Origin of the sequence: Caulobacter sp. LjRoot300, from assembly GCF_964253875.1 — a bacterium.
GTDB lineage: Bacteria > Pseudomonadota > Alphaproteobacteria > Caulobacterales > Caulobacteraceae > Caulobacter.
In genome coordinates this window covers 1,125,117-1,150,701 of record NZ_CAXUSA020000001.1, presented here as the reverse complement: position 1 = coordinate 1,150,701, position 25,585 = coordinate 1,125,117, and the positions used below count along the sequence as shown (strand labels likewise).

Genomic DNA, 25,585 nt, shown 5'->3' with positions numbered 1-25,585 from the left:
GAGAGAGGGATTCAAGGTTGCCAACCGTCGCCGGCTGTTCGACTAACGCGCCCATGACCAAGCCCACAGTCCTCGTCGTCGCCGCCGCCCTGATCGATGTCGACGGCCGCGTGCTGATCTGCCAGCGGCCCAAGGGCAAGCAGCTGGCCGGTCTGTGGGAGTTTCCCGGCGGCAAGGTCGAGCCCGGCGAGACGCCCGAACAGTGCCTGATCCGCGAGCTGCACGAGGAGCTGGACATCAGGGTCGCCCAGGCCTGCCTGGCGCCGTTCGTCTTCGCCTCGCACAGCTACGAGTCGTTCCACCTGCTGATGCCGCTGTACCTGCTGCGCCGCTGGGACGGGCGGGTGACCGCCAAGGAGCACGAGGCGCTGAAGTGGGTGAAGCCGGACCAACTGGCGGACTATCCGATGCCGCCGGCCGACCTGCCGTTGATCGCCTGGCTGCGGGACCTGCTGTGAGGCGGCTCTAGCTTCCCGCCTTGTCCCCGGCCGGCTGTTCGACCGTCCCCAGCGCGTCCGCCAGCCGCATCTTGGCCGAGCCGGGACGCAGGGGCTTTTGCTGGCGCTCGTGCGGGGCCCAGCCCGTCACCGTGATGATCTCGAACGTGGCCGGCACCCGGCCGTCGGGCTCGGCGAACCGCTGCTGATAGATCTCCATCGCCCGCAGCAGCACCCGGCGGCCCAGCGGCTTGCGCGAGCGGCCGATCAGCACGCTGGTCTCGCCCATGGCCCGCAGGTCCTTGAGCAGGGCGATCGGGTGGGCGTAGCGCACCTTGACCCGGTCCTTGTCGGCCACCGGCAGGGCGAAGCCGGCGCGCTGCAGCAGGCCGGCGGCGTCCACCGTGTCGGCGAACGGCGAAACGCGGGGGAAGGCCCCGCCGGTGATCTCGTCCTCGGCGGCCAGCAGGGCCTGGCGCAGCTCGGTCAGGGTCGCCCCGCCAAACAGGGCGCCGACGAACAGGCCGTCGGGCTTCAGCGCGCGACGGATCTGGATCAGCGCCCCGACCAGGTCGTTGGTCCAGTGCAGGGCCAGGGTCGAGACCACCAGGTCGAGCGTGGCGTCGCCGAACGGCAGGCGCTCCTCGTCGGCGACGATCCGCGGCCCCTGTCGGCCCGTCAGCATCCGCGCCGACAGGTCGGTCTCGATCAGCAGGCCGATCTTGGCCTGGGCGTCGCTATCCGCCAGGGCCCGCGAGAAAGCGCCGTTTCGGCTTCCCAGGTCGACGGCCACCGGAAACTCCCGCAGGATCGCCTCCAGGCGCAGCACGGCGTCCTCGGCGGCCCGGGCCTTCAGGAAGCCGGCGGCGTCGAAGCCGGGGGCGGCGCGGTCGAGGCGGGCGCGCAGCAGGGCGCGGTCGAAGAGCAGGGGAGCGTCGGTCATGTCCGCGCAAGATGGGGCTTCTCGCGCGCCATGGAAAGCTTTGGGGAGGCCGCCGGCTCGCGTCACGGCGTTCGCGCAGGGGATGCTGGACCTGATCCTGCCGCCGCGCGCCTTCGACGGCGGGGCGGCCCTGACCTCGGGCCTGTCGGCGCAGGCCTGGAGCCGGATCACCTTCCTGGACGGCCCGGTCTGCGACGGCTGCGGCGCGCCGTTCGCCTACGACGCCGGCGAGATCCGCTGCGCCCTGTGCCAGGCCAAGCCCCGCGCCTTCGCCCGGGCGCGGGCCGCCTGCCTCTATGACGAGCACTCGCGCGACCTGATCCTCAAGCTCAAGCACGCCGACCGCACCGACCTGTCGGGCCTGTTCGCCCGCTGGCTGTCGCGCTGCGCCGCCGACCTGCTGGACGAGGCGCAGGCGGTGGTCCCCGTGCCGATGCACCGCTCGCGCCTGCGCAAGCGCCGCTACAACCAGGCCGCCGAGATCGCCCGGCCGCTGTGCGCCCTGGCGGCGCGGGCCTACCTGCCCGACACCCTGGTCCGCCGGCGCGACACCGACAGCCAGGGCGGCAAGTCGGCCGACGGCCGCCGCCGCAACGTCGCCGCCGCCTTCGCCGTGCCCGAGCCGCGACGCCACCGGGTGATCGGCCGCAAGGTGCTGCTGATCGACGACGTCCTGACCACGGGCGCCACCGCCGAGGGCTGCGCCCGGGCCCTGCTGGCGGCCGGCGCGGCCCAGGTGACACTCGCCGTCGTCGCGCGCGTTACAGAAATGCAAGCGCGTCCTATATGAGGACTGGAAACGACTTCTGTTACGGATTCCCCATGGCCAAGGTCACCATCTACACCCGTCCGTTCTGCGGCTACTGCGCCCGCGCCCTGAAGCTGCTCAACGACAAGGGCGCCGACTTCACGGAGATCGAGGCGGGCATGGACCCGGCACTGCGCAAGGAGATGATGGACCGCTCGGGCCGCGCCACCTTCCCGCAGATCTTCGTCGGCGACCAGCACATCGGCGGCTGCGACGACATGATGGCCCTGGAGCGCGAGGGTAAGCTGGACCCGCTGCTGGCCGCATGACGACGCCCCAAGCGCCCCTGCGCGTCGGCCTGGTCCAGACCCGCACGCCCGCCACCCACGCCGCGGCGCTGGAGCATGTCGTCCCGCTGGTCCGCGAGGCCGCGACGCAGGGCGCTCGGTTCATCCTGACCCCCGAAGGCGTCAACGTCTTGCAGAAGGACCGCGCCAGGCTGCTGCCGACCCTGGTGTCGCTGGACGAGGACCCGGTGGTGCTGGGCCTGCGCGACCTGGCCCGCGAGCTGGGGGTCTGGATCGACGTCGGCTCGGCCCTTGTGAAACGGGAAGACGGCAAGGCGGCGAACCGCCAGGCGGTGATCGATCCGAGCGGGGCGATCGTCGCGACCTACGACAAGCTGCACATGTTCGATGTGGACCTGCCGACCGGCGAGACGGCGCGGGAATCGGCGACCTACGAGCCTGGCGACCGCGCGGCCGTGGTCGAGACCCCGCTGGCGACCTTCGGCCTGACCATCTGCTACGACATGCGGTTTCCGGCCCTGCACCGGGCCTTGGCGCTGGGCGGGGCTCAGGTCCTGACCGTCCCCGCCGCCTTCACCCGGCCCACCGGCGAGGCGCACTGGGACATCCTGTTGCGGGCCCGGGCCATCGAGACCGGCTCGTTCGTGATCGCCGCGGCCCAGGGCGGCTTCCACGAGGACGGCCGCGGCACCTGGGGCCGCTCGATCGCCATCGGCCCGTGGGGCGAGGTGATCGGAAAACTTGACCACGACGAGCCGGGCGTGTTGATCGCCGATCTCGACCTCGCGGCGGTCGACAAGGCCCGCGCGGCGATCCCGACCCTGAAGAACGCCCGTGCCTTCACGGGTCCCTGACCCCATATAGGCTGTATGATCAAGTACGCGCTCGCTTGCGACCACGACCACGCCTTCGAAGGCTGGTTCGGCTCGTCGTCCGACTATGACGACCAGGCCGCGCGCGGGCTGCTGGAATGCCCGCTGTGCGCCTCAAAGACGGTGCGCAAACAGATCATGGCCCCCGCCGTGGCGGGCACCAAGGCGCATAAGGCCGCCCCCGAACCCAGCGCTCAGATGCGCGAGATGATGATGACCGCCATGGGCGAGGTCCGCCGCCAGGTCGAGGAGAACTTCGACTATGTCGGCGACCGCTTCGCCAAGGAGGCCCGCGACATCCACGACGGCAAGTCCGAGGACCGCGGCATCTATGGCGAGGCCTCGCCCAAGGAGGTCAAGGCGCTGATCGAGGACGGCGTCCAGGTCGCCCCCCTGCCGCCGGCCGCGCCGAAGAAGACGGACGTGAACTGAGGCGGACGGCGGGGGGCCTCACGGTTGTCATCCCGGAAAGCGCGCAGCGCTTGTCCGGGACCCAGGACAGCCGCACCGCATTCGCCCGGTCCCCTGGGTCCCGGACAGCCTCTGCGAGGCTTCCGGGATGACAACGGGAAGTTAGGCCGCCGCCATCCCCTTCAGCACCTTGTCCAAGGTCAGCGGATAGTCGCGGATCCGTACGCCGCAGGCGTTGTAGACGGCGTTGGCCACGGCCGCGCCGACGCCGCAGATGCCCAGCTCGCCCACGCCCTTGGCCTTCATCGGCGAGGACTTGTCGTCGACCTCGTCGAGGAAGAACACTTCCTGGTGCGGGATGTCGGCGTGGACCGGCACCTGGTACTCGGCCATGTCGTGGTTGACGAAATAGCCGAAGCCCGGATCGACCACGGCCTCCTCCATCAGCGCCGCGCCTACGCCCATGGTCATGGCCCCGATCACCTGGCTGCGGGCCGACTTGGGATTGAGGATGCGGCCGGCGGCGAAGGCGCCGCTCATCCGCCGCACGCGGATCTCGCCGGTGTCGGCGTCGACCCCGACCTCGGCGAAGTGGGCGCCGAAGGTGGACTGGGCGTATTTTTCGCCCAGGTCGCCGAACTCGATCGCATCCTCCGCCGACAGGCCGCGGGGCCCGGCGATCCGGGCCAGGGACAGGCTCTTGCGGCCCGCCTTGACCTTGCCGTTCTCGAACACCGCCGTGGCCGGGTCGAGGCCGGCCTTCAGCGCCACCGCCTCGCGCAGCTTGACGCAGGCGGCGTAGACGCCCGAAGTCGAGCTGTTGCCGCCCCACTGGCCGCCCGAGCCGGCCGAGACGGGGAAGCTGGAATCGCCCAGCAGCACCACGACCTTGTCGATCGACACGCCCATCATCTCGGCGGCGGTCTGGGCGATGATCGTGTAGCTGCCGGTGCCGATGTCGGTCATGTCGGTGGCCACGGTCACCACGCCCTTGGCGTCGATCCCGACCCGGGCGGCGGACTTCATGGTGATGTTGTTGCGGAACGCCGCGGCCATGCCCATCCCGACCAGCCAGCGGCCGTCGCGGACCTGGCCCGGGGTCGGGTTGCGCCGGTCCCAGCCGAAGCGCTCGGCCCCGACCCTCAGGCACCCGACCAGGTTGCGGTGCGAGAACGGCCGCTCGGGGCCGGCCTCGGGGTCGAACTGCACGTCGTTGCGGATACGCAGCTCGACCGGGTCCAGCTTCAGCCGCTCGGCCAGCTCGTCCATGGCGACCTCGAGGGCCAGCATGCCGGGGGCCTCGCCGGGCGCGCGCATGGCGTTGCCCTCGGGCAGGTCCAGCACCGCCAGGCGGTGGGCGGTCATCCGGTCCTTGCCGGCGTAGAGCAGGCGGGTCTGGTTGGCCGCGGTCTCCGGGTCGCCGCCGGGCAGGTCGCCCGACCAGCTCTCGTGGCCGATGGCCAGGATCTTGCCGTCGCGGTCGGCGCCGATGCGGATCCGCTGGATGGTCGCCGGGCGATGAGTGGTGTTGTTGAACATCTGCGGCCGCGCCAGGGCGACCTTGACCGGACGCCCGCCGATGGCCCGCGAGCCCAGGGCCGCCATCACCGCGTCGCTGCGCACCCACAGCTTGCCGCCGAACCCGCCGCCGACATAGGGCGACATCACGTGGATGTTCTCCTTGGGGATCAATAGGGTCTCGCTCATGTCGCGGACCGCCCAGTTGATCATCTGGTTGGCGGTCCACAGGGTCAGTTTGTCGCCGGTCCAGGCGGCGATGGTGGCGTGCGGCTCCATCATCGCATGGCATTGGTCGGGCGTGGTATAGGTCTGGTCCAGCCTGACCGGCGCCTTGGCGAAGCCCTTGGCGAAGTCGCCGGCAGCGGTGTCGGCCGGGGAGAAGCCGTCCTTGGGCTTGACCGCCGAGGCCTTGGCGGCGGCCAGGTCGTAGCGGCCCTTGGCCTTGGTGTAGTCGACCCGGATCAGCCTGGCGGCCGAGCGGGCCTGCTCAAAGGTCTCGGCCACCACCACGGCCACGGCCTGGTCGAAGTGCTGCACCTCGGGTCCGGCCAGCAGCCGGGCGGTGATCGCCTTGGCCTTGCCCAGCTTGCCGGCGTTCTCGTAGGTGACCACGGCCAGCACGCCGGGCGCGCGGCGGGCGGCGGCCGTGTCGATGCGGTCGATCCGGCCCTTGGCGATCGCCGCGCCCAGGATGCAGCCATAGGCGGCGTTAGGCGCGACGTCGTGGCGCTCATAGGCGTAGGGCGCCTTGCCGGTGGTCTTCAGCTTGCCGTCGATGCGGTCGTGCGGCTGGCCGACCACCTTCAGGCGGTCGATCGGGTTGGTCATGGCGGGCGTGTCGAACTTCATCGGATCAGGCCCTCGCCGAGCTAAGGACGGCGTCGAGCGTCCGCTCGACCAGGGTGGTCTTGAAGGCGTTCTGCGGCGTGGTCCGGGCCCCGGCCAGGACCGCCCCGGCCGTGGCGCGCGCGCCCTGGCCGATCCGCTGCTCGGCGGTCTCGACCCGCCAGGGCTTGTGGGCCAGGCCGCCGAACGCCAGCCGCCCGGTCCCGTCCGGTTGCAGCACCGCCGCCACCGACACCAGGGCGAAGGCGTAGGACGCCCGGTCGCGGACCTTGCGGTAGACGTGGGTCCCGCCCAGCGGCCGGGCCAGGGTCACCGCGGTGATCAGCTCGCCGGGCTCCAGCGTGGTCTCGATGTGGGGCGAGGATCCCGGCAGGGTGTGGAAGTCGGCGATCGGGATGGCGCGCATGGTCCCGTGGGCGTTCACCGTCTCGACCTGGGCGTCCAGCACCCGCATGGCCACGGCCATGTCGCTGGGATGGGTGGCGATGCAGTGCTCGCTGGTCCCGACGATGGCCAGGTTGCGGTTGAAACCGCCCAGGGCCGAGCAGCCGGAGCCGGGCTCGCGTTTGTTGCAGGGCTTGGTGGTGTCGTAGAAATACGGGCACCGGGTGCGCTGCAGCAGGTTGCCGGCGGTGGTGGCCTTGTTGCGCAGCTGGCCCGAGGCGCCGGCCAGCAGGGCGCGGCTCAGCACGCCGTAGTCGCGGCGCACGCGGGCGTCGGCGGCCAGGTCGGTGTTGCGCACCAAGGCCCCGATCCGCAGGCCGCCGTCCGGCGTCGCCTCGATCCGGTCCAGGCCCAGGCGGTTGACGTCGACCAGGTGCGCCGGCGTCTCGATCTGCAGCTTCATCAGGTCCAGCAGGTTGGTGCCGCCGGCGATGAACTTGGCGCCCGGGGTGCGGGCGACGGCGGCGGCGGCCTCGGCCGGCGTGGCGGCGCGCTCGTAGGTGAAGGCCTTCATGCCTTGCCTCCCGCGCCCTGACCGGCGACGTCCTGAATGGCCTCGATGATGTTGGAATAGGCCCCGCAGCGGCAGATGTTGCCGCTCATCCGTTCGCGCAGTTCGTCGACCGTGGCCTCGGGCGCGGCCTCGAGGCTGGCGCTGACGTGGCTGGGGATCCCGGCCTTGATCTCGCCCAGCATCGCCACGGCCGAGCAGATCTGGCCGGGCGTGCAGTAGCCGCACTGGTAGCCGTCGTGGCGGACGAAGGCGGCCTGCATCGGGTGCAGGCGGTCGGGCGTTCCCAGGCCCTCGATCGTGGTGATCTCGTCGCCGTCGTGCATGACGGCCAGGCTCAGGCAGCTGTTGATCCGCCGGCCATCGACGATGACCGTGCAGGCTCCGCACTGGCCGTGGTCGCAACCCTTCTTCGTGCCAGTCAGCTTCCAGTGCTCGCGCAGGGCGTCCAGCAGGGTGGTGCGGTTGTCCAGGTCGAGCCGATGGGTCTGGCCGTTGACCTTCAGCGTCACGGGCGAGGTCGGGGGCGGGCCTTCGGGGGGCATGGCGGTCTCCTGGGCCGAGAGCGGTCCGCCGGTCAGAGTCGCCGTGGCGACCCCGGCCGCGAGCACCCCTCGGCGCGAGACCGGGAAGATCGCCTGCTTGTTCATGCTGTTCCTCGCGCGCTGTTCAGCTCAAAATGCGCGAGATGGGGGGAAGGATGCGACGGGGCGACCCCGAGGACGCGGTTCGGGGCGATCGGGCAACAAATCCGCAAGGATCAGGCAAGAGAAAAGGGGCGCCGACCCGGTCGACGCCCCTTCGCTCATCCTGACGCCCGGTCCGCGAGACCGGAACAGGCCGCCTAGTAGCGGCGGTACTCGTAGTGGCAGTTCTTCTTCTTGGAGTTCTTCTTGGCGATCTGGTTGCCGGCGACCGCGCCCAGCGCGCCGCCGAGCAGGGCGCCTTCGGTCTTGTTGCCGTGACCCGCGACGACCGCGCCGAGCGTGCCGCCGCCGAGGGCGCCGACCACGGTCCCCTTGTTGCGGGCGCTCTTGGTGCTCTTGCACACCCACACCTTGTGAGTGCGGGTCTGGGCTTCGGCGGCGGTGACGGCCACCGTGGACGCCGTGAAGCCGAGGGCGACGACGACGGCGAGAGTTTTCAGATGGGCGCGCATGGCGACCTCCCTGGTTTGTTGGCGATCCTTGAACGCTCAATAACGCTCAAGCTTCGAATGGGTTCATCATTGTCGGAAATGCGACCTGAACGGGGGATGAAGCGGCGCCGACCGCGCCGTTCATCCCCGTTTCTTGGTTAGCCCCGGACGCGATAGCGGCCCTCGCTGTCGGGGCAGACCCGGACGTAGCGGGTCTCGACCCGGCCGTTGTAGTCGGTGTCGGCCGGAGCCAGGCGGCAGCGGCGGCTGTAGTTGCTGTAGGCGGCGCCGGAGCTGGCGCGATAGCGGCTGCTTTCGCGGTAGGGGACCGTCTCGTCATAGGTCCAGTACTGGCCGTCGGCGTCGCAGCGGTTCCTGGACGAGGCGTTGCCGATGCTGGCCCCGACCCCGGCCCCGACCAGGGCGCCCAACACCGTGCCTTCCGGCTTGGCGTTGCGCGCGGCCAGGTTGGACCCGGCCACGGCCCCGACCAGGGCCCCGATCACGCCGCCGGCCGCGGCGTTCTTCCGGGCGTCCACCCGGCACGGCGCGTTGTACGAGACGTCGTCGCCGTAGCGGCCGGCGTAGGGCGCGCCGTAGCGCGTGGCGTAGTCGGGATAGCGGCGGTCATAGGCCCCCGAGCCGTAGCGGCGGTCGTAGTCGGCGCGGGCCCGCTCGTAGTCGGCCCGGTCGCGGTCGTACTGGGCGCGCTGGCTCAGATAGTCGCTGCTGTCGGAGCTGTAGACCTGGCCGTCGACGCCGAAGCGCCGCGCCTGATCGGGATAGCGGCGGTCATAGGCGCCGTAGCCGTTACGGGCGGTCGTAGTCGCGGCGGGTGTCCTCGTAGATCTGGCGATCGTGGTCGAAGGTCGTCTGCTCGGCGTAATAATCCGAGCTGCTGGAATAGCGCGGGCTGTCGAAGCGCGTGGCGTATTCCGGATAGCGGCGGTCATAGGCGCCGGCGCCGTAGCGTCGGTCGTAGTCGGCCTTGTCGTCCAGGTACTTGGCGCGGTCGCGGTCGTAGTCGCGCTGCTGCTGCTGGTAGTCGGCGCTCTGGGCGTCATAGACGGCGCGCTGGTCGCCATAGGCCTCGAGGCGCTGCTGGTAGGCCGCGTCGGCCGATTGGGCGAAAGCCGGCGCGGCCGTGCTCAGGGCGATGGCCGAGGCCACCAGCCACACGGGGGTTCTCGATGTCATGATCGTTGTCTCCGTTCCGACGAACGGATCGACGTCCGGCCCCCGAACGGGCCGCCAATCCTTGCAGGATGTCCCTTGTCAATAGAAGGCGTGGCGGCGGTACAGGTTCCGTCAGGCGCCCGGCAGGGCGTTGGCGATGTCGGTGCGGATGAAGTCCTCGCCCTTGTAGAGCAGGGCGCCGCCGCGGGTCCTGGCCAGGGCGTAGGCGAAGCAGTCGCCGAGGTTCAACGCGGCGGGCGTGCGTCGGCCATAGCGCGCGAAGGCGTCCGCCGCCGCCCGCGTCTGCTCGACATCGATGCCAACGATCTCGATATCGAACGCGCGGATCAACGCCTCGGCCTGCTCCCGTCCGGACGGCCCGCTCAAGCCGTGGGCGCGGACCAGGACTTCCCAGAAATTGATCACCGACATCGCCTTGCTCGGCGCGGCCTTCAAGGCGGCCTTGAAAGCCTCTTCCTCCGGTTCGCCGAGCAGGATCGCGACGACCGCCGACGCATCGACGATCATCATTTCGGCAAGCCGTCCTCGTCATAGAGATCGTCGTCGCCCAGCAAGGGGCCTGTCCGGGGGAGCGCTCGGAATCGCCGCAGGATTCCTTCGATTTCCGCATCCTTGCCGACATCGGCGGCGCGCCGTGAAATCCGCTCGCGCTCAAGCGTTTCCCGCACCGCCGCCTCGACCGTCTCGGTCAGGCCCGCGCCGCGGAGACGGGCCAGCTCGCGGATGTTCTCCACGACCTCGGCGTTGCGGATCTGGATGGGACCGGGCTTCGTCATGATGCGGTTGACCGTATCATGATTACGACCCCTCGTCATTCAGTCGGACATCCACTCGACGTCGAAACGCCGGCCATTCCATACGGCGACCGCATCGGACGATTCCTGATAGCCGAATGACAGGTCGCCTTTCCGAAGCGTGATCCAGTCGCGTGAACATCGCCCGGTCTCGCGTCCGTAGTAACCTTTGCCACAAGCGGTTTGGAAACGGCCCGCCCGCGTCGTGTCGACAAAAGCGCTCCATGGCCGGTCCTTGCCATAATCCCAGATCGTGACTGGATGGCCAGGGTCGGCGCCGCGCGTCACGCGCAGGACATACTGTCCGCGGTGGGCGACGATCTGGGCCTTGTCGGGCCGACCATCGTGATCGAAATCTCCGGTCAGAGGCGCGAAGGCCGTCGCCGCGGCCATCATCAGAGCGATCATCCAGCTCAGTCCCTCGTCACCGTCATCATGTAGTTGATGTCGACATCGGCCGAGCGGCTCCAGCGGCCGGTCAGCGGGTTGTAGGCGACGCCGAACGGGCCGTGCACGGTCACCGGCTCGCCGGCCAGGAAGGCGCGCAGCTCGTCGGGCTTGAGGAACTGCTTCCAATTATGGGTGCCGGGCGGCACCCAGCGCAGCACGTATTCGGCCCCGATCTTGGCCAGGGCCAGGGCCTTGAGCGTGCGATTGAGGGTGGCGACGATCATCAGGCCACCGGGCGCCAGCAGCCGCGAGCAGGTGCGCAGGAATTCGCCCGGATCGGCCACGTGCTCGATGACCTCCATGGTCAGCACCACGTCGAACGGCCCCGCGCCCTCGGCCAGCAGCTGCTCGGCGGTGGCGGGACGGTAGCCGATCTCCAGCCCCTGTTCGGCGGCGTGGGCGGCGGCGGTCTTGATGTTGTTCTCCGAGGCGTCGACCGCCGTGACCGTGAAGCCCAGCCGGGCCATGGGCTCGCTGAGCAGGCCGCCGCCGCAGCCGATGTCCAGCAGCCTCAGCCCCTCGAACGGGGCGCGGGCGTTGCCGTCGCGGTCGAACCGCGCCAGGGCCTGCTCCCGAATGAAGCCCAGCCGGCAGGGATTGAACACATGCAGCGGGGCGAACTTGCCGCGCGGGTCCCACCATTCGGCCGCGATGGCCGAGAACCGCGCCACGTCGGCGGGGTCGATGCTCCAGGAGGGGGGGACGGAAGGGGTCTGGGTCATGGTCAGCGTATGAGCACGACTTCGACGCCAAGGTCCAGATCGGCCCAGGCGCGATCGGCGGTCAGGACGGGCAGGTTCTCGCGCAGGGCCAGGGCCAGGCAGGCGCGGTCGCCTAACGAGAGGCCCTTGTGGCGTGTGGCGGCGCGGAGGCGGGCGGTCCGCATGGCCAGATCGCGATCGAAATCGGCGACGATGAGCGAAAAATCGTCCAGCTGGCGATCGGCCTGATCAGGCGATAACCCGCTGTCCAGCAGCTTGGACATCACTTCCGCCAGATTGACCGCGCTGATCGCGGCGCCGGGCAAGGCGACCGCGACGTGCTCCCGGCCCCGTTCCCGAAAGGCCAGGGCGAGGATCGCCGAAGAGTCCACCACGACCTCAGTCGCCACGGCGCACCCCGGCCCGGGCGATCTGGCCTTCAAGCGTTTCGATCGCGGCTTCGCGCCGGCGCTCCTCGATCAGATCTTCCGAGGCCAGCATGCCGGGTGGCGGCGGCTGGGCCTGCCGGGCCTTCATGAGTCGGATCCCGGTCATGCCACCGACGAGCGTAAAGCTCTCCTCGCCCAGGTCGGCGATGATGATGCCGCCTGGCCCGGCGCCCAGCGCCTTCAGCACCTCGGGCGGCAAGACCACCGAGCCGTTCGCCTCGACGGTCAGGAAATAGGTATGCGGCGGCGTGTACTGAAAGGGCTTGGCGTCGGCCTCGGCCATGCCGTCGGCCGCCCTTGAGGCCAGCGTGGGTGGACCGGGCTCCTCCAGCACGTTCCACACATGCTGATACCGCTTGCCCAGGATGCGGGCGATCTCGGCGCGGGGATAGCCGGCGGCGGCCAGGGCGCGGATCTTGCCGGCGACGGTCTTTTGGCTTCGTAGCAGGGCTTCCAGGTCGGGCGACATGGCGGTTCTCCGGTGCCTGGAAAACAGGTAGGTAGTTAGGTAGGTTGCGGCAAATGAGTCAAGCCGCCGGCCCCGCGACGAAAAAGACGGCTTGGCGACATTGCCGTTGCGTCTCAGCGCCGCTAGAAGACCGCGGCTTGCGCGCACGGCGAGGTTCCGCCGCTCGCGACGCAAGAATTGACCTTAGGTTTTGACGGGGTAGGGCGTGTCACGTCTGGTGATGAAGTTCGGCGGCACCTCGGTGGCCGACCTGGAGCGCATCCGCCGGGTGGCGCGCCTGGTCGCCGCTGAGGTGGCCACGGGCAAGCAGGTGGCGGTGGTGGTCTCGGCGATGTCGGGCAAGACCAACGAGCTGGTGGCCTGGACCGACGGCTCGGGCCGCGCGGCCCAGGGCCTGCCGGAGTCGGACGACGAGTACGACGCCGTCGTCGCCTCGGGCGAGCAGGTGACCGCCGGCCTGCTGGCCATGACCCTGCGCAACATGGGCCTGAACGCCCGCTCGTTCCTGGGCTGGCAGGTGCCGATCCTGACCGACGACGCCCACGGCCGGGCCCGCATCGAGGATATCCCGCCGGCCAATCTTGAGGCCTGTTTCGCGGCCGGCCAGATCGCCGTGATCGCCGGCTTCCAGGGTGTGACCTCCGACCAGCGCATCACCACCCTGGGCCGGGGCGGCTCGGACACCAGCGCCGTGGCCATCGCCGCGGCGGTGAAGGGCGACTGCGACATCTATACCGACGTCGACGGCGTCTACACGACCGATCCCCGGATCGAGAGCAAGGCCCGCAAGCTGGCCAAGATCTCCTACGAGGAAATGCTGGAAATGGCCTCGCTGGGGGCCAAGGTGCTGCAGACCCGCTCGGTCGAGATGGCCATGGCCCATCGCGTGCCGGTGCGGGTGCTGTCGAGTTTCGTCGAGCCGGGCGAAGCCCCGGGCCAAGGTACGATCGTCTGCGACGAGGAAGAAATCATGGAAAAGCGCATCGTCTCGGGCGTCGCCTATAGCCGCGACGAGGCCAAGATCACCCTGCTGGGCCTGCCCGACCATCCGGGCGTGTCGTCGCAGATCTTCGGCCGGCTGGCCGACGCCAACGTCAATGTCGACATGATCGTGCAGTCGCGCGCCCGCAGCGCCGACACCGCCAACATGGAGTTCACGGTCGGCAAGCGCGACGCCGTCCGCGCCGTCGAGATCGTCCGCAAGGCCCAGGCCGAGATCGGCTTCGAGGACGTGGCCGTCAACGAGGACGTCGCCAAGGTGTCGGTGATCGGCGTCGGCATGCGCAGCCACGCCGGCGTCGCCCAGTCGATGTTCCAGGCCCTGGCCGAGAAGAACATCAACATCCAGGTCATCTCGACCTCGGAGATCAAGATCTCGGTCCTGATCGACGCAGCCTACACCGAGCTGGCCGTGCGGGCCCTGCACGCGGCCTACGGGCTGGACCAGCTGTAGGAACGAACGCCGGAGGGACTCCCCTCCATTGGCTTCGGGATTTGGCGATTGGGGACAGGCACATGTGCCTGTCCCCGTCCGTTGTCGCGTTCTTCAACGTTAGCGAAACGTCGCGTTCTGACGGTATGAAGGGCCTCGAATCCCTTCCAGGAGCCCCCATGTCGGTCTTCCATTTCGATCCCGAGAAGAAGTCCGTCACCTTCGAGGGCGAGGCCGGGCTGGAGCTGCTGTACGACCTGCTGCTGCGCGCCAAGTTCGGCGACGGCTACGAAAAGCCCCTGCTGGTCAGCCCGTGGCTGGCCTCGCTGCTGCGCAAGCTGGACAAGGCCCTGCCCGACGACGGCCAGTGGTTCCCCGAACAGCCCGGCCGGCCGATCTTCGACGAGGACGACCTGCTGGCCATGGGCGACGCGGTGATCGAGGAAGGCCACACCGTCGGCTGGTGGACCATGACCGAGCCCGAGAAACGCGCCTATCTGCGCGAGGTGATCGCCGCCCCCCACCCCCTGACCGACGCCGAGGTCGAGTTCATCGAGGCCGACATCGACGCGGCGGTCGAGCAGGCCAAGCAACTGGTCGAGGCGATCGGCGAGCCGCTGGCGCTGCCCGGGCACGGCTGAAGAGCACGGCTGACAACGAGGAGAGGGCGGCGGCGATGGATCCTGGACTGAACGGCCGTCCCGCCCAGCTTTCCCTTCGCCGCTACGGCGCCGACGGCGACGCCCACGCCCATGACGACTTCGACCAGATCGTCCTGCCGCGCCGCGGGGTGCTGGAGATGGAGATCGACGGGCGCGGCGGCCGGGTTCAGGCCGGCCAGGCGGCCCTGGTGCGTTGCGGAACCCGCCACGCCTTCGCCGCCGACGGCGACAACCTGTTCGTGGTGGCCAATATCGGCGCGGACCTGATCGCCCCGTTCGAGACCCTTCGCGACCGCGCCTTCCTGCCGGTCAACGCCCCGGTGCGCGGCCTGCTGGATTTCGTCCGCGGCGACGCGGCGCGGCAGGTCGAGGACGAGGTGGCGGCCCTGTGGGCGCCGTTGCTGCTGCGGGCCCTGGCCGCCGGCGGTCCGGAACCGGATCCGCGCCTGGCCCGCGCCGCCGCCCTGATCGAGCGCGACTTCGCCCGGCCGCTGAGCGTCGGCGAGCTGGCGGCCGAAGCGGGCATGAGCCAGAGCCGGTTCTTCGCCGGTTTCGCGACGGCGTTCGGCCGCTCGCCGCACACCCAGCTGGCCGACACCCGCCTGCGCGCGGCCCAGCGCCTGCTGTCGGACACCCGCCTGTCGATCGCCGAGATCGCCGCGCGCACCGGCCATGCCGACCAGAGCGCCCTGACACGGGCGATGAAGACGCGGCTGGGCGTGACCCCGGCGAGGTGGCGGCGCGGCGCGCGCGGCTGATCTTTTTTCGGGAATTCTCGGACCCGATGTCGAAATCGCGCCCCCTGGTGCGACTTCTCCTCGAAGGCCCCGCGGGGGGCCTCGTGACGAGGAGCTGGATGATGATCACGATCAGTGCTTTCCGCTGGGTGCCGCCTTTCGCCCAAGGCATCGTGCGCGACCTGCGGGTGCGTTGGGCCCTGGAGGAGGCCGGCATTCCGTACCGGACCCGCCTGCTGGAGCAGGGCGAGCAGGGGACGGCCGCCTATCGCGAAATGCAGCCGTTCGGCCAGGTGCCCTACCTGCAGGACGGCGACTTCTTGATGTTCGAGAGCGGCGCCATCGTGCTGCACATCGCCGACCGCTCGCCGGCCCTGGCGCCGTCCGACCCGCAGGCGCGACTGCGCATGCACACCTGGCTGATCGCGGCGCTCAACTCGGTCGAGCCGGCCATCCAGAACCTGACCACCATCGACCTGTTCCACGCCGACGAAGCCTGGGCCAAGGCGCGCCGGCCGGGCGCCGAGGCCTTCGCGATCAGCCGGCTTGAGAGCCTGGCCGCCTGGCTGGACGGCCGCGAATACCTGTCGGACGACCGGTTCACCGCCGCCGACCTGATGATGACCACGGTGCTGCGCTTCCCGCGTCAGACGAACCTGGTGACCTCCAACCCGGTGCTGGACGCCTATGTCCGCCGCTGCGAGGCGCGGCCGGCGTTCCAACGGGCCCTGGCGGCGCAGATGGCGACCTACCAGGAGGCGGAGGCCGTCCAGGCGGTGGCCTGATCCGGTCAGCTCCAGAACGTGTCATCCCGGATCGGCGCGCTGCGCGCTTGTCCGGGATGACGCTGTCTTGTCGAGCCTGCGACCGGGTCGTTCCCCGGCGCTTTCGAGAGGTTCCGCCCAATGTCCGGGAGCTTTCGCCAAGCCTCGCGAGCTGGGCTCTGCTAACCCGTTCGCATGGACCATCGGCGGCGTCTTCTGATCGGACTTCTCTGCGGCCTGGTGGCGGGCGCGTTCTGGGGCGGGGTGTTCCTGGCGCCCCGCCTGCTGGCCGCCTTCACGCCGCTGCAGATGACCGCCGGGCGCTATGTCTGCTACGGCCTGGCCTCGGCCGTCCTGCTGGCGCCCGCCGGGCGCGGGGTGATGGCCCGCCTGACCCTGGCCGACTGGCGCGACCTGGCCGGCCTGAGCCTGCTGGGCAACATTGTCTACTATGTCTGCCTGGCGGTGTCGGTGCAGATCGCCGGCGTGGCCCCGGCCTCGCTGATCATCGGCCTCCTGCCCGTGACCATCACCCTGGTCGGCGCGAAACCTGGAGAAGGCGTGGCCCTGCGCCGACTGGCCGCGCCGCTGGCGCTGGTCGCCGCCGGGGTGGTCTGCATCAACGTCGCCGCCTTCCAGACCGCCCGTGAGGTCGGCGTCGGGCGGCTGGTCCTGGGCCTGCTGGCCGCGGTCGGGGCCCTGGCGGTCTGGACCGTCTACGCGGTCTGGAACGCCCGCCGGCTGGCCGCCACCCCACGCTTCAACAGCCACGAATGGTCGCTGCTGACCGGCGTGGTCACCGGCCTGCTGTCGCTGCTGCTGGTGATCCCGGCCTTCCTCGGCGGCGCGCCGCACCTTCCGGTCGGGTGGGCCCTGTTCTGGGGCGTCAGCCTGGCCGTGGCCTTGGGCGCCTCGGTGATCGGCAACGGCCTGTGGAACGCCGCCAGCCGCCTGCTGCCGCTCAGCCTGTCGGGCCAGCTGATCGTCTTCGAGACCCTGTTCGCCCTGCTGTACGGCTTCCTGCACGACGCCCGCTGGCCGCTGCCGCTGGAGATCGCCGCCATCGTCCTGATGCTGGCCGGGGTGCTGTGGTCGGTGCACCTGCACCGGCCCGACGAGAGCGGCGCCCACTGACGGGGACAGGCGGACCGACGGGGGCGGACCGACGGGGACACACACTCGCCATCGGACGCTGTAGGTCCTGCCGCGACGCCCCGGGGCGAGTGTGTGTCCCCGGTCAACATGACCGCAACCTGAACATCGCCATTCAGATCGGGTTCAAGGCGAGAATGCGACAAAGGTCCCAACAGCGCCGCACCGGACTTCTTCCGGCCTGACGCTCTCAAGGAGCAACGCCATGAAGACCTTTGGTAAGTTCACGAAGATCGCCGTCGCCGCGGCCGTGACCGGCGCCCTCGTCCTGCCCGCCTCGGCCGCCTTCGCCGGCGACCGCAACAACAAGACCGAGCGCGCCATCCTCGGCGCCGTGATCGGCGGCATCGCCGGCGCGGCCCTGTCGGACGGCGACCGAGGCGGCATCGCCATCGGCGCCGTCGCGGGGGCCGCCTTGGGCGCCTCGACCGGCCATGGCGACCGCTACGACCGCGACCATCGCTATTCCAGCGGCTATCGCGACAGCCGCTACGGCTACGGGTCCAGCTACAACAGCGGCTACGGCTACAACAGCGGCTATGGCCGCTCGGGCTACGACAACGGCTACGGCCGCTCGGGCTACGACGGCCGCGACCGCCGCGGCGACCGCTACAACACCGGCTACCGCTATGACGGCCGGGACGGCGGCGGCCGCTACGACGGCTATTACGGCCAGCGCCGCTAACGGCGTCCGCGCCTGAACGCTCCGGCGCCGTCCCTTCGGGGGCGGCGTCTTTTTTCGTGCGCGAACCACGATTAGGCCGCGAGCGAACGCTGTGCTGGCCGCGAAATCTGCTATAGCCCGGCTGAGGGCGATGCGGCTTCTTAACCTTCGACGCGTTCTGTCGGGACCAGCCGCATCGGACCATGGGGAGTGCGCGGGCAGACATGGCGGCGTCCGGGATCGCTGTTCGGGGACCACGCAGTCTGCTTCGGCAGATTCGCGAGGCCATGGCCGGAGGCGGGCCCGCCCAGGCCAAGCTCGACATGGTGGTGCGGACCATCGCCATCTCAATGGTCGCCGAGGTCTGTTCGATCTATCTGCGCCGCGCCTCGGGCGACCTGGAGCTGTTCGCCACCGAGGGCCTGTCGCGCGACGCCGTCCACGTCACCCGGCTGAAGCCCGGCGAGGGCCTGGTCGGCGAGACCATGCGCCTGGGCCGGCCGCTGAACCTGTCGGACGCCGCCAGCCACCCGTCGTTCTCGTACCGGCCGGAAACCGGCGAGGACCCCTACCACGCCTTCCTGGCCGTGCCGCTGCTGCGCGGCGGCCGCACCATCGGCGTCCTGGTCGTCCAGAACCGCACCGAGCGGGTCTATGACGAGGAAGAGGTCGAGGACCTGCAGATCATCGCCATGGTCCTGGCCGAGATGGTCAGCGCCGGCGAGTTGCTGGGTCTGACCGAGCTCAAGGACGTCGAGATCGCGCCGCACAAGCCCGAGCGGCTGAAGGGCGCGCGCTTCGCCGAGGGGCTGGCCTATGGCGTGGCCGTGCTGCACGAGCAGCCGGTGGCCCCCGAACAGCTGCTGTCCGACGACGCCCTGGCCGAGGAAGCCCGGCTGAAATGGGCGGTCGAGGCGCTGCAGACCCAGATCGACGAGATGCTGGAGGGCCAGCACGGTCTGGTCGGCGCCTCGTACGAGGTGCTCGAGACCTACAGGATGTTCGCCCACGACCGGGGCTGGAACCGGTCGCTGCAGGAGGCCGTGCGCTCGGGCCTGACCGCCGAGGCCGCGGTCGAGCGCGTCCGCTCCGAGCACCGCGCCCGCCTGGGCCAGGCCCGCGACCCCTATCTGCGCGAGCGCCTGCACGACCTGGAGGACCTCAACGACCGGCTGCTGCGCCACCTGTCGGGCGACGTCCACACGGTGCGGGTCCTGCCCGAGAACGCCATCCTGATCGCCCGGAACCTGGGTCCGGCCGACCTGCTGGAATACGACCGCACCAAGCTCAAGGGCATCCTGCTGGAGGAAGGCTCGGCCGCCAGCCACGCCGGCATCGTCGCCCGGGCGCTGGACATCCCCTGCGTCGGCCGCTTGGCCGGCCTGCGCGACCGGGTCAGCGAGGGCGACCCCGTGGTGGTCGACGCCGAAACCGCCGAGGCCTGGCTGCGGCCGCGCGCCGACGTGGTCAAGTCGCTGCAGGCCCGGATGGAGGTCCGCGCCCAGCGCAAGGCCGAGTTCGCCCGGATCCGCGACACGCCGGCCGTGACCAAGGACGGCGACAAGGTCACCCTGCTGATGAACGCCGGCCTGGCCGTCGATCTGGACATCCTGGGCGAGACCGGGGCCGAGGGCATCGGCCTGTTCCGCACCGAGTTCCAGTTCATGGTCGCCGAGGAGATGCCCCGGCTGGAGGCTCAGACGGCGCTCTACGAGAAGGTGCTGGAGGCCGCCAACGGCATGCCGGTGACCTTCCGCACCCTCGACCTGGGCGGCGACAAGCTGCTGCCGTACATGGAGCTGGAGCGCGAGGACAATCCGGCCCTGGGCTGGCGCGCCATCCGCATGGGCCTGGACCGACCGGCCCTGCTGCGCATGCAGATCCGCGCCCTGATCAAGGCCGCGCGGGGCCGCGAACTGCAGATCATGTTCCCGCTGGTGGCCAATGTGGACGAGTTCCGCGCCGCCCGCGCCTTCGTCGACCAGGAGGTCGCCTGGGCCCTGAAGCGCGGCCGGCCCGAACCGGCCCGCCTGGACGTCGGGGCGATGATCGAGGCGCCGTCGCTGCTGTGGCATCTCGACGCGCTTTTGCCGATGACCGACTTCGTTTCGGTCGGCACCAACGACCTGATGCAGTATTTGTTCGCCGCCGATCGGGGCAATCCAAGGGTTTCGGACCGCTACGATCCGCTGTCCCCGGCCGCCCTGCGCGCGCTGAAGACCATCCAGCAAGCCTGCGCCGACACCGGCACGCCGGTCTCGGTCTGCGGCGAGATGGCGGGGCGTCCGTTGGAGGCTTTCGCCTTGCTGGCCCTGGGTTTCGACCGTCTGTCTATGCCGCCCGCCGGCATCGGGCCGGTCAAGCAGATGGTGCTGTCCTGCGATCGCGAGGCCGCCCGCCGCAATGTCGAGGCCCTGCTGAAGACCTCGGCCGGCTCGCTGCGCGGCGAGGTCGAAACCCTGGCGCGCAAGCTCTACGTTGCTATCTAGACACGACGCGGATTAACCAAGCGCGGCCTTATAGTTTATTGAATCCCGCGACTTACTTTGATATCGACCATAAAGTATTAACAATTCCCGGTCAGTCTGGCCGGGATAGCGCGTCGGGCTCGTCCTCCCGGTGGGGCGAACATCTCCGGCGACGCGAATTTGGGGTCTCATGGCAGCCATGCCGCTGGATACGGGCAGGGTTTCGCACTTGCAGCTGGTCGCCGACGGCGAGCCCGAGGACGCGCCGATGGCCGCCCATCCGCCCTCCGTCGATGACGGCCCCGACATCGGTTCGGCCCTGCGCGCCGCCCGCGAATTCCGTGGTCTGTCGCTGCAGGACGTCGCCGACGCCACCCGCATCCGCCAGGGCTATATCGAGGCGCTGGAAGGCCTGCGCCTGGACGAACTGCCCTCGCGCCCGTTCACCATCGGCTACGTGAAATCCTACGCCAAGGTGCTGGGCCTGGACGGCGACGCCGCCGTGGCCCGCTTCAAGCTTGACGCGCCCGAGGACAGCGAGCCGCTGCGCGCGCCGGTCGGCGTACGCCACGAGCGCGATCCGCGACTGGGACTGATCCTGGCGCTGGGCGTGCTGGTCGTGGCCGCCATCGTGCTGTGGAACGTCGCCCAGCGCGCCATCGCCAAGGACACGCCGCCGGCCCTGGTGGCGCCGGCCCAGGCGACCGCCGTCGTCGCCACGCCGGCCGCGGTTCCGGTCGACCCCAACGCCGCGCCGGGTTCGGTGTCGCTGGGCGCGCCGCTGCCGGCCCCGGTCGAGTCGACCACGCCCGAGCCCTACAAGACCCCCGGCCTCGACGACGCCGCCGCCAACGGCGGTTCGGCCGACGCGGTCAGCGCCGCCTCCAAGGCCCGCGCGGCCGAGACGGCCAAGAGCGGCGTGGACGTCAGCCAGGTGCTCAATGTCGGCGCGCCGTTCCGGGCCAAGGGCGCGGTCTACGGCGCGGCCCAGGCCGAGGCCTCGGGCCTGGTGCTGCAGGCGCGCAAGCCCGCCTCGCTGACCGTGCACGACGCGGCCGGCGCGATCTACTTCACCCGCTGGATGGCGGCCGGCGAGGCGTTCCGCGCCCCGCGCAACGGCGGCCTGATCGCCGAGGTCTCCGATCCGGCGGCCTTCGAGGTCTATAACGCCGGCGCCCTGACCAGCCGTATGCCCGGTCCGACGGCCTCGCTGGGCAAGCTGACGGTGGCGCCGGCGGCTCCGGTCGCGGCTCAACCGTCGAAGCCGCAGGGCTGACAACGGTAGGGGACATGCCCTTGGGCGTGTCCCCATTCGCGTCCAAGGTTCTTCACGGCTCGCGCGCAGCCTGCTGATGGGGACACGCCCAAGGGCATGTCCCCGGTCAATTCTAGCTCCGTCGCCCACCCGATTTCGCGAACAGCAGGTCCGACCAGTTCCAACGGCTGGAGCCCAGGGCCAGGCGCGGCGCGCCGGGACCGTCGCTGAGCGAGATCAGCACCAGGCCGCGCATCGGGTCGTCGCGGCAGGCCTTGGGGGCGAAGGCCACCTCCAGCATGATCAGCTCGCGCACGCCGGCCAGGCCCTTGCCCTCCTGGCCCGGGCTCTGCACCCAGTCGCCGTTCCAGACCAGCACCGCCTTGCCCCGGGCCGCCGCCTCGGGGTGGACCTGGGCCAGGGCGGCGCGCACCCGCGGATTCTTGCGCAGGGCGTCCTGCAGCAGCCGGACCATGTCGCACCCGCCGCCGCCCGGTCCGTTCCCGGCGCCGCCGGCGCCTGATCCGCTGCCGGCGGTGGCCGCGCCGGCCAGCTCGGCCTCGCCTAGTTCGGCGACCACCATCGGCTTGGGCGCGGGTTTGGCGGGCAGGGGCTCGACCTGGGGCGGCGGGACCAGGCGCGGCGGGCGGACGGGCAGCCTGGGCGGCGAGACCTTGGCTGGGGCCGGATCGCCGGCCGGCTCGGGGGCCAGCTTCGGCGGCTCGGGCGGCGGAGGCGGCGGCGGTTCGTACAGGGCGACGGAGATCGGATCGGGCTCCGGCGCCATCGGCGGCTGGACCCGCACCGCCAGAAGGGCCAGCAGCAGGGCGCCGTGGGCCGCGACGCTGAACAGGCCGGCGACCAGGCCGTCCGCCTTCGCCCGCCGGCGGGGACGCGGCGTCGGGACCAGGGGATCATAGGCCTGCGGTCGCCCGCTCATCGAAACTCCGCTTTTTCGGCGCATTGGGGCGCCCGTGGGACCGTCCAGAGACCACCCGCCCGCGTCAGGATCGTGGCGCCCGCGACATTTCCGTGATCCCCTTGGGTTCCGCCGCCAAACGCCTTAGATTGGCGGCATGGCCGCAGACCACACCCACCTCCGCCCCTGGCGCTCGATCGAGCGCCGGCAATCGCGCAAGATCCGCGTCGGTAATGTCGAGGTCGGCGGCGACGCGCCGATCTCCGTCCAGTCGATGACCAACACCCTGACCAGCGACGCGGCGGCGACGCTGGAGCAGATCCGCCAGCTGGAGGAGGCCGGCGCCGACATCGTCCGCGTCAGCTGCCCCGACACCGACTCGACGGCGGCCTTCAAGACCATCGCCCGCGAGTCCAAGGTGCCGCTCGTGGCCGACATCCACTTCCACTACAAGCGCGGCATCGAGGCGGCCCAGGCCGGCGCGGCCTGCCTGCGGATCAATCCGGGCAATATCGGCTCGCCAGATCGGGTGCGCGACGTCATCCAGGCGGCCCGCGACCACGGCTGCTCGATGCGGATCGGCGTCAACGCCGGCTCGCTGGAGCGCGACCTGCTGGAAAAGTACGGCGAGCCGTGCCCCGACGCCATGGTCGAGAGCGCGCTGAACCACGCCCGCATCCTGCAGGACCACGACTTCCACGAGTTCAAGATCAGCGTGAAGGCGTCGGACCCGTTCATGACGGTGGCCGCCTATTACCAGCTGGCCGAGCGCATCGACTGCCCGCTGCATCTGGGCGTCACCGAGGCTGGGGCCCTGCGCACGGGCACGGTCAAGTCGTCGATCGGCATCGGCTCGATGCTGTGGGCCGGCATCGGCGACACCATCCGCGTGTCGCTGGCGGCCGACCCGGTCGAGGAGATCAAGGTCGGCTTCGACATCCTCAAGTCGCTGGGCCTGCGCCATCGCGGCGTCAACATCATCGCCTGTCCGTCCTGCGCCCGTCAGGGCTTCAACGTCATCAAGACGGTCGAGGCGCTGGAAGCGCGCCTGGCCCACATCAGCGAGCCGATGTCGCTGTCGATCATCGGCTGCGTGGTCAACGGCCCCGGCGAGGCGCTGATGACCGACCTGGGCTTCACCGGCGGCGGGGCGGGTTCGGGCATGGTCTACATGGCCGGCAAGCCCGACCACAAGCAGTCCAACGACGGCATGATCGACCACATCGTCGAACTGGTCGAACAGCGCGCGGCCCAGCTGAAGGCGGCCGCCGAGGCGGAAGCGATCGCGGCGGAGTAGGGCGCGCCGCTTGCCCCCTACGGGCCTTCGGCCGTCTTCCCCCAGAGGGGGAAGAGCCTTGAGGTCGACGCCGTGCGCTCCGCCCCCATGGGGGCGGACAGGCGGCGAAGCCGCCAGATGGGGGCAAGTGATCACCCCAGCGACGTCTGGATCGGCACGCCGCCCTTGATCGCCAGCGTCACCGGCGTGCGCTCGGCGACGTCGGCCAGGCGGGCCAACTGCGCCTCGTCCAGCGGTCCCGCCGGGACCAGCACTCGCTCGATCCGCGGCGGGGTCTCGCCGCCATGGTAATGCAGGCGCACCTCCAGGGCCTCCAGCGGCCACTGCTTGTGCTCGGCGTACATCTTCAGGGTCATGGCCGTGCAGGCGCCCAGGGCCGAGAGCAGCAGGTCGAACGGCGCGGGCCCGACGTCGGCGCCGCCATTGCGCTCGGGCTCGTCGGCCGTCAGGGCGTGGCGGCCGGTGGTGATGGCGGTGGCGTAGTGGGCGTCGCTGATGCGAGCGGTGGCGGTCGCCATGGCGGCTCCTCGTGGTTCTTGAAGCGAATCCTGCGGCGATGGTGTCAGGCGCCCTCGCGCCGGCGGCTAGAACAAATCGGCGGAAACCTCAGATCACCGCCCGCGACCGCTCGTCCGCGCCCGTCAGCGCCGCGGCGACCACCCTCAGGCCCCGCTCCAGCTCGGCCCGGTCCCGCGCCGCCCCCAGGCAGAGGCGCACGCCGCTCTCCAGGCCCGGCTCGACGATCGGCGCGGCGGGCGGGGTGACCTCGACGCCGCCGCGCAGAGCGCGCCCGGCCAGGCGCTCGGCGTCCAGCTCGCCCATCGGCAGCCAGACGTGCGGGCTGAAGGCGGAGGCCGGAGTCTCGATGGCCGAGCTCAGGATCGCGCGGGCCAGGGCCAGGCGCTGGCCCATCTCGTCGCGGATCTCGCCGGCGATCGCCTCGGCCGCGCCGTCCTCGATCCACTGGGTGGCGATCAGGGCGCCGAAGTTGGGTGGGGCGTAGAACTGGGCGCGCACGGCGTGGACGACGCGCTCGAACAGGTCGCCGAGCGGAGCCAGCAGGAAGCCGACCCGCAGGCCGGGGGACAGCGACTTGGAGACGCCGGACACGTGGATCGTCCGCTCGGGCGCCAGTTCGACCAAGGCGGGCAGGGGATCGCCGCCGAAGATCGAATAGATGCCGTCCTCGATGATCCACAGGTCGCGTCGACGCGCCACGGCCACGATGTCGGCCCGGCGCGCGGCGCCCATGATCCGGCCGGTGGGATTCTGCAGGGTGGGCAGCACGAATACCGCCTTGGCCCCGTTCGCCGCCGCCCGGTCCAGGGCCTCGGGCAGCAGCCCTTCGCCATCCATGGCCACCCCGGTCAGCCGATAGCCGGCATGGCTGGCCAACACCCGCGCGCCGGGGAAGGTGGCGGCCTCGCACAGCACCTCGTCGCCGGGCCGGCACAGGGCGGCCAGGGCCAGGCTCAAGGCCTGCTGGGCCCCGGCGCAGCAGATCACCTGGCGCCAGTCGGCGCGCTCGACGCCGGCCGTGCGCGACAGCCAGATCGCGAAGGCCCGGCGGTGCGCGTCCAGTCCTGTCGAGGGGGCGTAGGCCAGGTTGTCGAGCAGGTCGGGCCGGCGCTGCAGCCGGGCCAGGGTCTGGACAATCCGCGCGCTGGCGGCGCCGACTGGGGCGATGTTCTGGGAGAGATTGATCGGCCCGGGATCCTCGGTCGCCAGGCCCGGACCCTGGCCGAGCGAGCTGCGCACGAAGCTGCCGCGCCCGACATGGGCCTGAACCAGCCCGGCCTTCTCGGCCTCGACATAGGCGCGGGTGACCGTGCCCAGGCCCAGGCCCAGGCGGTGGGCCAGGTCGCGCTGCGGCGGCAAGCGGGCGCCGTCGCTGAGGACCCCCGAGGCGATGTCCCCCCGCAGGGCGTCCAACAGGCGCTCGTACAGGGGCGCCTGGCCCGGAGGCAGGGTCGGGGTCCAGCCGGCCATCGGCGAT

At 70.7% G+C, this 25,585-nt stretch carries 30 protein-coding genes; 14 read left to right on the top strand and 16 right to left on the bottom strand.

Annotation, left to right across the window (positions count from 1 at the left end):
• Nucleotides 1-53 precede the first annotated feature (53 nt).
• Nucleotides 54-458 (top strand): 8-oxo-dGTP diphosphatase MutT, encoded by a 405-nt coding sequence (mutT, locus tag ACSQ2G_RS05360; RefSeq protein WP_436028948.1) that lies wholly within the window; start codon nt 54-56, stop codon nt 456-458.
• Between the two features lie 7 nt (nt 459-465).
• Here the strand turns inward: mutT and ACSQ2G_RS05355 are convergent, their stop codons facing one another.
• Nucleotides 466-1,380 (bottom strand): methyltransferase domain-containing protein, encoded by a 915-nt coding sequence (locus ACSQ2G_RS05355; protein ID WP_436028880.1) that lies wholly within the window; start codon nt 1,378-1,380, stop codon nt 466-468.
• Between ACSQ2G_RS05355 and ACSQ2G_RS05350 the strand changes: the two genes are divergently transcribed.
• From ACSQ2G_RS05350 to ACSQ2G_RS05335, 4 genes are read left to right on the top strand one after another with little or no spacing between them, the layout of a single operon-like run.
• A complete protein-coding gene (locus ACSQ2G_RS05350; protein ID WP_436028878.1) occupies nt 1,379-2,170 on the top strand; it encodes a ComF family protein in 792 nt (263 codons plus the stop codon). The genes ACSQ2G_RS05355 and ACSQ2G_RS05350 overlap by 2 nt on opposite strands.
• A gap of 32 nt (nt 2,171-2,202) precedes the next feature.
• Nucleotides 2,203-2,457, top strand: coding sequence for a glutaredoxin 3 (gene grxC, locus ACSQ2G_RS05345; RefSeq protein ID WP_056753479.1), 255 nt, complete (start codon nt 2,203-2,205; stop codon nt 2,455-2,457).
• On the top strand, nt 2,454-3,290 hold the full coding sequence (locus ACSQ2G_RS05340; RefSeq protein WP_436028876.1) for a carbon-nitrogen hydrolase family protein: 837 nt from the start codon (nt 2,454-2,456) through the stop codon (nt 3,288-3,290). Before grxC ends, ACSQ2G_RS05340 begins: the two co-directional genes overlap by 4 nt.
• Nucleotides 3,291-3,305: 15 nt before the next feature.
• On the top strand, nt 3,306-3,740 hold the full coding sequence (locus tag ACSQ2G_RS05335; protein WP_436028874.1) for a DUF1178 family protein: 435 nt from the start codon (nt 3,306-3,308) through the stop codon (nt 3,738-3,740).
• Nucleotides 3,741-3,881: 141 nt separating this feature from the next.
• On the opposite strand, the gene paoC is transcribed toward ACSQ2G_RS05335, so the two are convergent.
• The 12 genes from paoC to ACSQ2G_RS05275 all read right to left on the bottom strand — a co-directional run bounded on the left by paoC (nt 3,882) and on the right by ACSQ2G_RS05275 (nt 12,239).
• Nucleotides 3,882-6,089: an aldehyde oxidoreductase molybdenum-binding subunit PaoC gene (gene paoC, locus ACSQ2G_RS05330; protein WP_436028872.1), complete on the bottom strand. Its 2,208-nt coding sequence runs from the start codon at nt 6,087-6,089 to the stop codon at nt 3,882-3,884.
• Between the two features lie 4 nt (nt 6,090-6,093).
• A complete protein-coding gene (locus ACSQ2G_RS05325; protein WP_436028870.1) occupies nt 6,094-7,044 on the bottom strand; it encodes an FAD binding domain-containing protein in 951 nt (316 codons plus the stop codon).
• Nucleotides 7,041-7,691 (bottom strand): aldehyde dehydrogenase iron-sulfur subunit PaoA, encoded by a 651-nt coding sequence (gene paoA / locus ACSQ2G_RS05320; RefSeq protein WP_436028868.1) that lies wholly within the window; start codon nt 7,689-7,691, stop codon nt 7,041-7,043. The genes ACSQ2G_RS05325 and paoA overlap by 4 nt, the downstream gene beginning before the upstream one ends.
• Nucleotides 7,692-7,885: 194 nt before the next feature.
• Nucleotides 7,886-8,200, bottom strand: a complete 315-nt coding sequence (locus ACSQ2G_RS05315) for a glycine zipper 2TM domain-containing protein (protein WP_310081957.1) — start codon at nt 8,198-8,200, stop codon at nt 7,886-7,888.
• A gap of 137 nt (nt 8,201-8,337) precedes the next feature.
• On the bottom strand, nt 8,338-8,898 hold the full coding sequence (locus tag ACSQ2G_RS05310; RefSeq protein ID WP_436028946.1) for a glycine zipper 2TM domain-containing protein: 561 nt from the start codon (nt 8,896-8,898) through the stop codon (nt 8,338-8,340).
• 91 nt (nt 8,899-8,989) lie between these two features.
• The gene (locus ACSQ2G_RS05305) at nt 8,990-9,376 is read right to left on the bottom strand and encodes a hypothetical protein (RefSeq protein ID WP_436028866.1); all 387 of its coding nucleotides are present in this window, start codon (nt 9,374-9,376) and stop codon (nt 8,990-8,992) included.
• A 111-nt stretch (nt 9,377-9,487) separates the two neighbouring features.
• Entirely contained in the window at nt 9,488-9,886 is a 399-nt protein-coding gene (locus tag ACSQ2G_RS05300; protein WP_436028864.1) for a type II toxin-antitoxin system VapC family toxin, read from the bottom strand.
• Entirely contained in the window at nt 9,883-10,152 is a 270-nt protein-coding gene (locus ACSQ2G_RS05295) for a type II toxin-antitoxin system VapB family antitoxin (RefSeq protein ID WP_436028862.1), read from the bottom strand. Before ACSQ2G_RS05295 ends, ACSQ2G_RS05300 begins: the two co-directional genes overlap by 4 nt.
• 39 nt (nt 10,153-10,191) lie before the next feature.
• Nucleotides 10,192-10,578: a hypothetical protein gene (locus tag ACSQ2G_RS05290; RefSeq protein WP_436028860.1), complete on the bottom strand. Its 387-nt coding sequence runs from the start codon at nt 10,576-10,578 to the stop codon at nt 10,192-10,194.
• Nucleotides 10,579-10,583: 5 nt separating this feature from the next.
• On the bottom strand, nt 10,584-11,342 hold the full coding sequence (gene ubiG / locus ACSQ2G_RS05285; RefSeq protein WP_436028858.1) for a bifunctional 2-polyprenyl-6-hydroxyphenol methylase/3-demethylubiquinol 3-O-methyltransferase UbiG: 759 nt from the start codon (nt 11,340-11,342) through the stop codon (nt 10,584-10,586).
• 2 nt (nt 11,343-11,344) lie between these two features.
• A complete protein-coding gene (locus ACSQ2G_RS05280) occupies nt 11,345-11,731 on the bottom strand; it encodes a type II toxin-antitoxin system VapC family toxin (RefSeq protein WP_436028944.1) in 387 nt (128 codons plus the stop codon).
• Nucleotides 11,721-12,239 (bottom strand): AbrB/MazE/SpoVT family DNA-binding domain-containing protein, encoded by a 519-nt coding sequence (locus tag ACSQ2G_RS05275; RefSeq protein ID WP_436028857.1) that lies wholly within the window; start codon nt 12,237-12,239, stop codon nt 11,721-11,723. The genes ACSQ2G_RS05280 and ACSQ2G_RS05275 overlap by 11 nt, the downstream gene beginning before the upstream one ends.
• A 205-nt stretch (nt 12,240-12,444) precedes the next feature.
• On the opposite strand from ACSQ2G_RS05275, the gene ACSQ2G_RS05270 reads away from it, so the two are divergent.
• The 8 genes from ACSQ2G_RS05270 (at nt 12,445) to ACSQ2G_RS05235 (ending at nt 21,394) form a co-directional block, all read left to right on the top strand.
• The gene (locus ACSQ2G_RS05270; protein ID WP_436028855.1) at nt 12,445-13,692 is read left to right on the top strand and encodes an aspartate kinase; all 1,248 of its coding nucleotides are present in this window, start codon (nt 12,445-12,447) and stop codon (nt 13,690-13,692) included.
• A gap of 158 nt (nt 13,693-13,850) precedes the next feature.
• Nucleotides 13,851-14,312, top strand: a complete 462-nt coding sequence (locus ACSQ2G_RS05265; protein ID WP_310081946.1) for a hypothetical protein — start codon at nt 13,851-13,853, stop codon at nt 14,310-14,312.
• 35 nt (nt 14,313-14,347) lie between these two features.
• Nucleotides 14,348-15,091 carry a helix-turn-helix domain-containing protein gene (locus ACSQ2G_RS05260; RefSeq protein ID WP_436028853.1) on the top strand — a complete coding sequence of 248 codons (744 nt, stop codon included), beginning with the start codon at nt 14,348-14,350 and terminating at the stop codon, nt 15,089-15,091.
• A 101-nt stretch (nt 15,092-15,192) separates the two neighbouring features.
• Complete coding sequence (locus tag ACSQ2G_RS05255) at nt 15,193-15,855, top strand: glutathione S-transferase family protein (protein ID WP_436028851.1); 663 nt, start codon at nt 15,193-15,195, stop codon at nt 15,853-15,855.
• A 174-nt stretch (nt 15,856-16,029) separates the two neighbouring features.
• The gene (locus tag ACSQ2G_RS05250; RefSeq protein ID WP_436028849.1) at nt 16,030-16,968 is read left to right on the top strand and encodes a DMT family transporter; all 939 of its coding nucleotides are present in this window, start codon (nt 16,030-16,032) and stop codon (nt 16,966-16,968) included.
• A 223-nt stretch (nt 16,969-17,191) separates the two neighbouring features.
• Entirely contained in the window at nt 17,192-17,671 is a 480-nt protein-coding gene (locus tag ACSQ2G_RS05245) for a glycine zipper 2TM domain-containing protein (RefSeq protein ID WP_436028848.1), read from the top strand.
• Nucleotides 17,672-17,874: 203 nt separating this feature from the next.
• Nucleotides 17,875-20,139: a phosphoenolpyruvate--protein phosphotransferase gene (gene ptsP, locus ACSQ2G_RS05240; protein ID WP_436028847.1), complete on the top strand. Its 2,265-nt coding sequence runs from the start codon at nt 17,875-17,877 to the stop codon at nt 20,137-20,139.
• A gap of 169 nt (nt 20,140-20,308) precedes the next feature.
• On the top strand, nt 20,309-21,394 hold the full coding sequence (locus ACSQ2G_RS05235) for a helix-turn-helix domain-containing protein (RefSeq protein WP_436028845.1): 1,086 nt from the start codon (nt 20,309-20,311) through the stop codon (nt 21,392-21,394).
• 112 nt (nt 21,395-21,506) lie between these two features.
• Here the strand turns inward: ACSQ2G_RS05235 and ACSQ2G_RS05230 are convergent, their stop codons facing one another.
• The gene (locus ACSQ2G_RS05230; RefSeq protein ID WP_436028844.1) at nt 21,507-22,313 is read right to left on the bottom strand and encodes a hypothetical protein; all 807 of its coding nucleotides are present in this window, start codon (nt 22,311-22,313) and stop codon (nt 21,507-21,509) included.
• A gap of 136 nt (nt 22,314-22,449) precedes the next feature.
• Between ACSQ2G_RS05230 and ispG the strand changes: the two genes are divergently transcribed.
• Entirely contained in the window at nt 22,450-23,589 is a 1,140-nt protein-coding gene (ispG, locus tag ACSQ2G_RS05225; protein ID WP_436028843.1) for a flavodoxin-dependent (E)-4-hydroxy-3-methylbut-2-enyl-diphosphate synthase, read from the top strand.
• A 131-nt stretch (nt 23,590-23,720) separates the two neighbouring features.
• Here the strand turns inward: ispG and ACSQ2G_RS05220 are convergent, their stop codons facing one another.
• Nucleotides 23,721-24,107: an OsmC family protein gene (locus ACSQ2G_RS05220; RefSeq protein WP_436028842.1), complete on the bottom strand. Its 387-nt coding sequence runs from the start codon at nt 24,105-24,107 to the stop codon at nt 23,721-23,723.
• A gap of 88 nt (nt 24,108-24,195) precedes the next feature.
• On the bottom strand, nt 24,196-25,578 hold the full coding sequence (locus ACSQ2G_RS05215) for a PLP-dependent aminotransferase family protein (protein WP_436028841.1): 1,383 nt from the start codon (nt 25,576-25,578) through the stop codon (nt 24,196-24,198).
• Nucleotides 25,579-25,585 lie beyond the last annotated feature (7 nt).

Bases quoted from the DNA above. Each gene is read 5' to 3' on its own strand.
- ACSQ2G_RS05305 (WP_436028866.1), bottom strand. From the start codon at position 9,376: ATGACATCGAGAACCCCCGTGTGGCTGGTGGCCTCGGCCATCGCCCTG.
- ACSQ2G_RS05355 (WP_436028880.1), bottom strand. From the start codon at position 1,380: ATGACCGACGCTCCCCTGCTCTTCGACCGCGCCCTGCTGCGCGCCCGC.
- ACSQ2G_RS05350 (WP_436028878.1), top strand. From the start codon at position 1,379: ATGTCCGCGCAAGATGGGGCTTCTCGCGCGCCATGGAAAGCTTTGGGG.
- ubiG (WP_436028858.1), bottom strand. From the start codon at position 11,342: ATGACCCAGACCCCTTCCGTCCCCCCCTCCTGGAGCATCGACCCCGCC.
- ptsP (WP_436028847.1), top strand. From the start codon at position 17,875: ATGGCGGCGTCCGGGATCGCTGTTCGGGGACCACGCAGTCTGCTTCGG.
- ACSQ2G_RS05250 (WP_436028849.1), top strand. From the start codon at position 16,030: ATGGACCATCGGCGGCGTCTTCTGATCGGACTTCTCTGCGGCCTGGTG.
- paoC (WP_436028872.1), bottom strand. From the start codon at position 6,089: ATGAAGTTCGACACGCCCGCCATGACCAACCCGATCGACCGCCTGAAG.
- ACSQ2G_RS05245 (WP_436028848.1), top strand. From the start codon at position 17,192: ATGAAGACCTTTGGTAAGTTCACGAAGATCGCCGTCGCCGCGGCCGTG.
- paoA (WP_436028868.1), bottom strand. From the start codon at position 7,691: ATGAACAAGCAGGCGATCTTCCCGGTCTCGCGCCGAGGGGTGCTCGCG.
- ACSQ2G_RS05340 (WP_436028876.1), top strand. From the start codon at position 2,454: ATGACGACGCCCCAAGCGCCCCTGCGCGTCGGCCTGGTCCAGACCCGC.
- ACSQ2G_RS05260 (WP_436028853.1), top strand. From the start codon at position 14,348: ATGGATCCTGGACTGAACGGCCGTCCCGCCCAGCTTTCCCTTCGCCGC.
- mutT (WP_436028948.1), top strand. From the start codon at position 54: ATGACCAAGCCCACAGTCCTCGTCGTCGCCGCCGCCCTGATCGATGTC.
- ACSQ2G_RS05265 (WP_310081946.1), top strand. From the start codon at position 13,851: ATGTCGGTCTTCCATTTCGATCCCGAGAAGAAGTCCGTCACCTTCGAG.
- ACSQ2G_RS05230 (WP_436028844.1), bottom strand. From the start codon at position 22,313: ATGAGCGGGCGACCGCAGGCCTATGATCCCCTGGTCCCGACGCCGCGT.
- ACSQ2G_RS05290 (WP_436028860.1), bottom strand. From the start codon at position 10,578: ATGATCGCTCTGATGATGGCCGCGGCGACGGCCTTCGCGCCTCTGACC.
- ispG (WP_436028843.1), top strand. From the start codon at position 22,450: ATGGCCGCAGACCACACCCACCTCCGCCCCTGGCGCTCGATCGAGCGC.
- ACSQ2G_RS05315 (WP_310081957.1), bottom strand. From the start codon at position 8,200: ATGCGCGCCCATCTGAAAACTCTCGCCGTCGTCGTCGCCCTCGGCTTC.
- ACSQ2G_RS05235 (WP_436028845.1), top strand. From the start codon at position 20,309: ATGGCAGCCATGCCGCTGGATACGGGCAGGGTTTCGCACTTGCAGCTG.
- ACSQ2G_RS05275 (WP_436028857.1), bottom strand. From the start codon at position 12,239: ATGTCGCCCGACCTGGAAGCCCTGCTACGAAGCCAAAAGACCGTCGCC.
- ACSQ2G_RS05325 (WP_436028870.1), bottom strand. From the start codon at position 7,044: ATGAAGGCCTTCACCTACGAGCGCGCCGCCACGCCGGCCGAGGCCGCC.
- ACSQ2G_RS05220 (WP_436028842.1), bottom strand. From the start codon at position 24,107: ATGGCGACCGCCACCGCTCGCATCAGCGACGCCCACTACGCCACCGCC.
- ACSQ2G_RS05215 (WP_436028841.1), bottom strand. From the start codon at position 25,578: ATGGCCGGCTGGACCCCGACCCTGCCTCCGGGCCAGGCGCCCCTGTAC.
- ACSQ2G_RS05300 (WP_436028864.1), bottom strand. From the start codon at position 9,886: ATGATGATCGTCGATGCGTCGGCGGTCGTCGCGATCCTGCTCGGCGAA.
- ACSQ2G_RS05335 (WP_436028874.1), top strand. From the start codon at position 3,306: ATGATCAAGTACGCGCTCGCTTGCGACCACGACCACGCCTTCGAAGGC.
- ACSQ2G_RS05295 (WP_436028862.1), bottom strand. From the start codon at position 10,152: ATGACGAAGCCCGGTCCCATCCAGATCCGCAACGCCGAGGTCGTGGAG.
- ACSQ2G_RS05255 (WP_436028851.1), top strand. From the start codon at position 15,193: ATGATCACGATCAGTGCTTTCCGCTGGGTGCCGCCTTTCGCCCAAGGC.
- grxC (WP_056753479.1), top strand. From the start codon at position 2,203: ATGGCCAAGGTCACCATCTACACCCGTCCGTTCTGCGGCTACTGCGCC.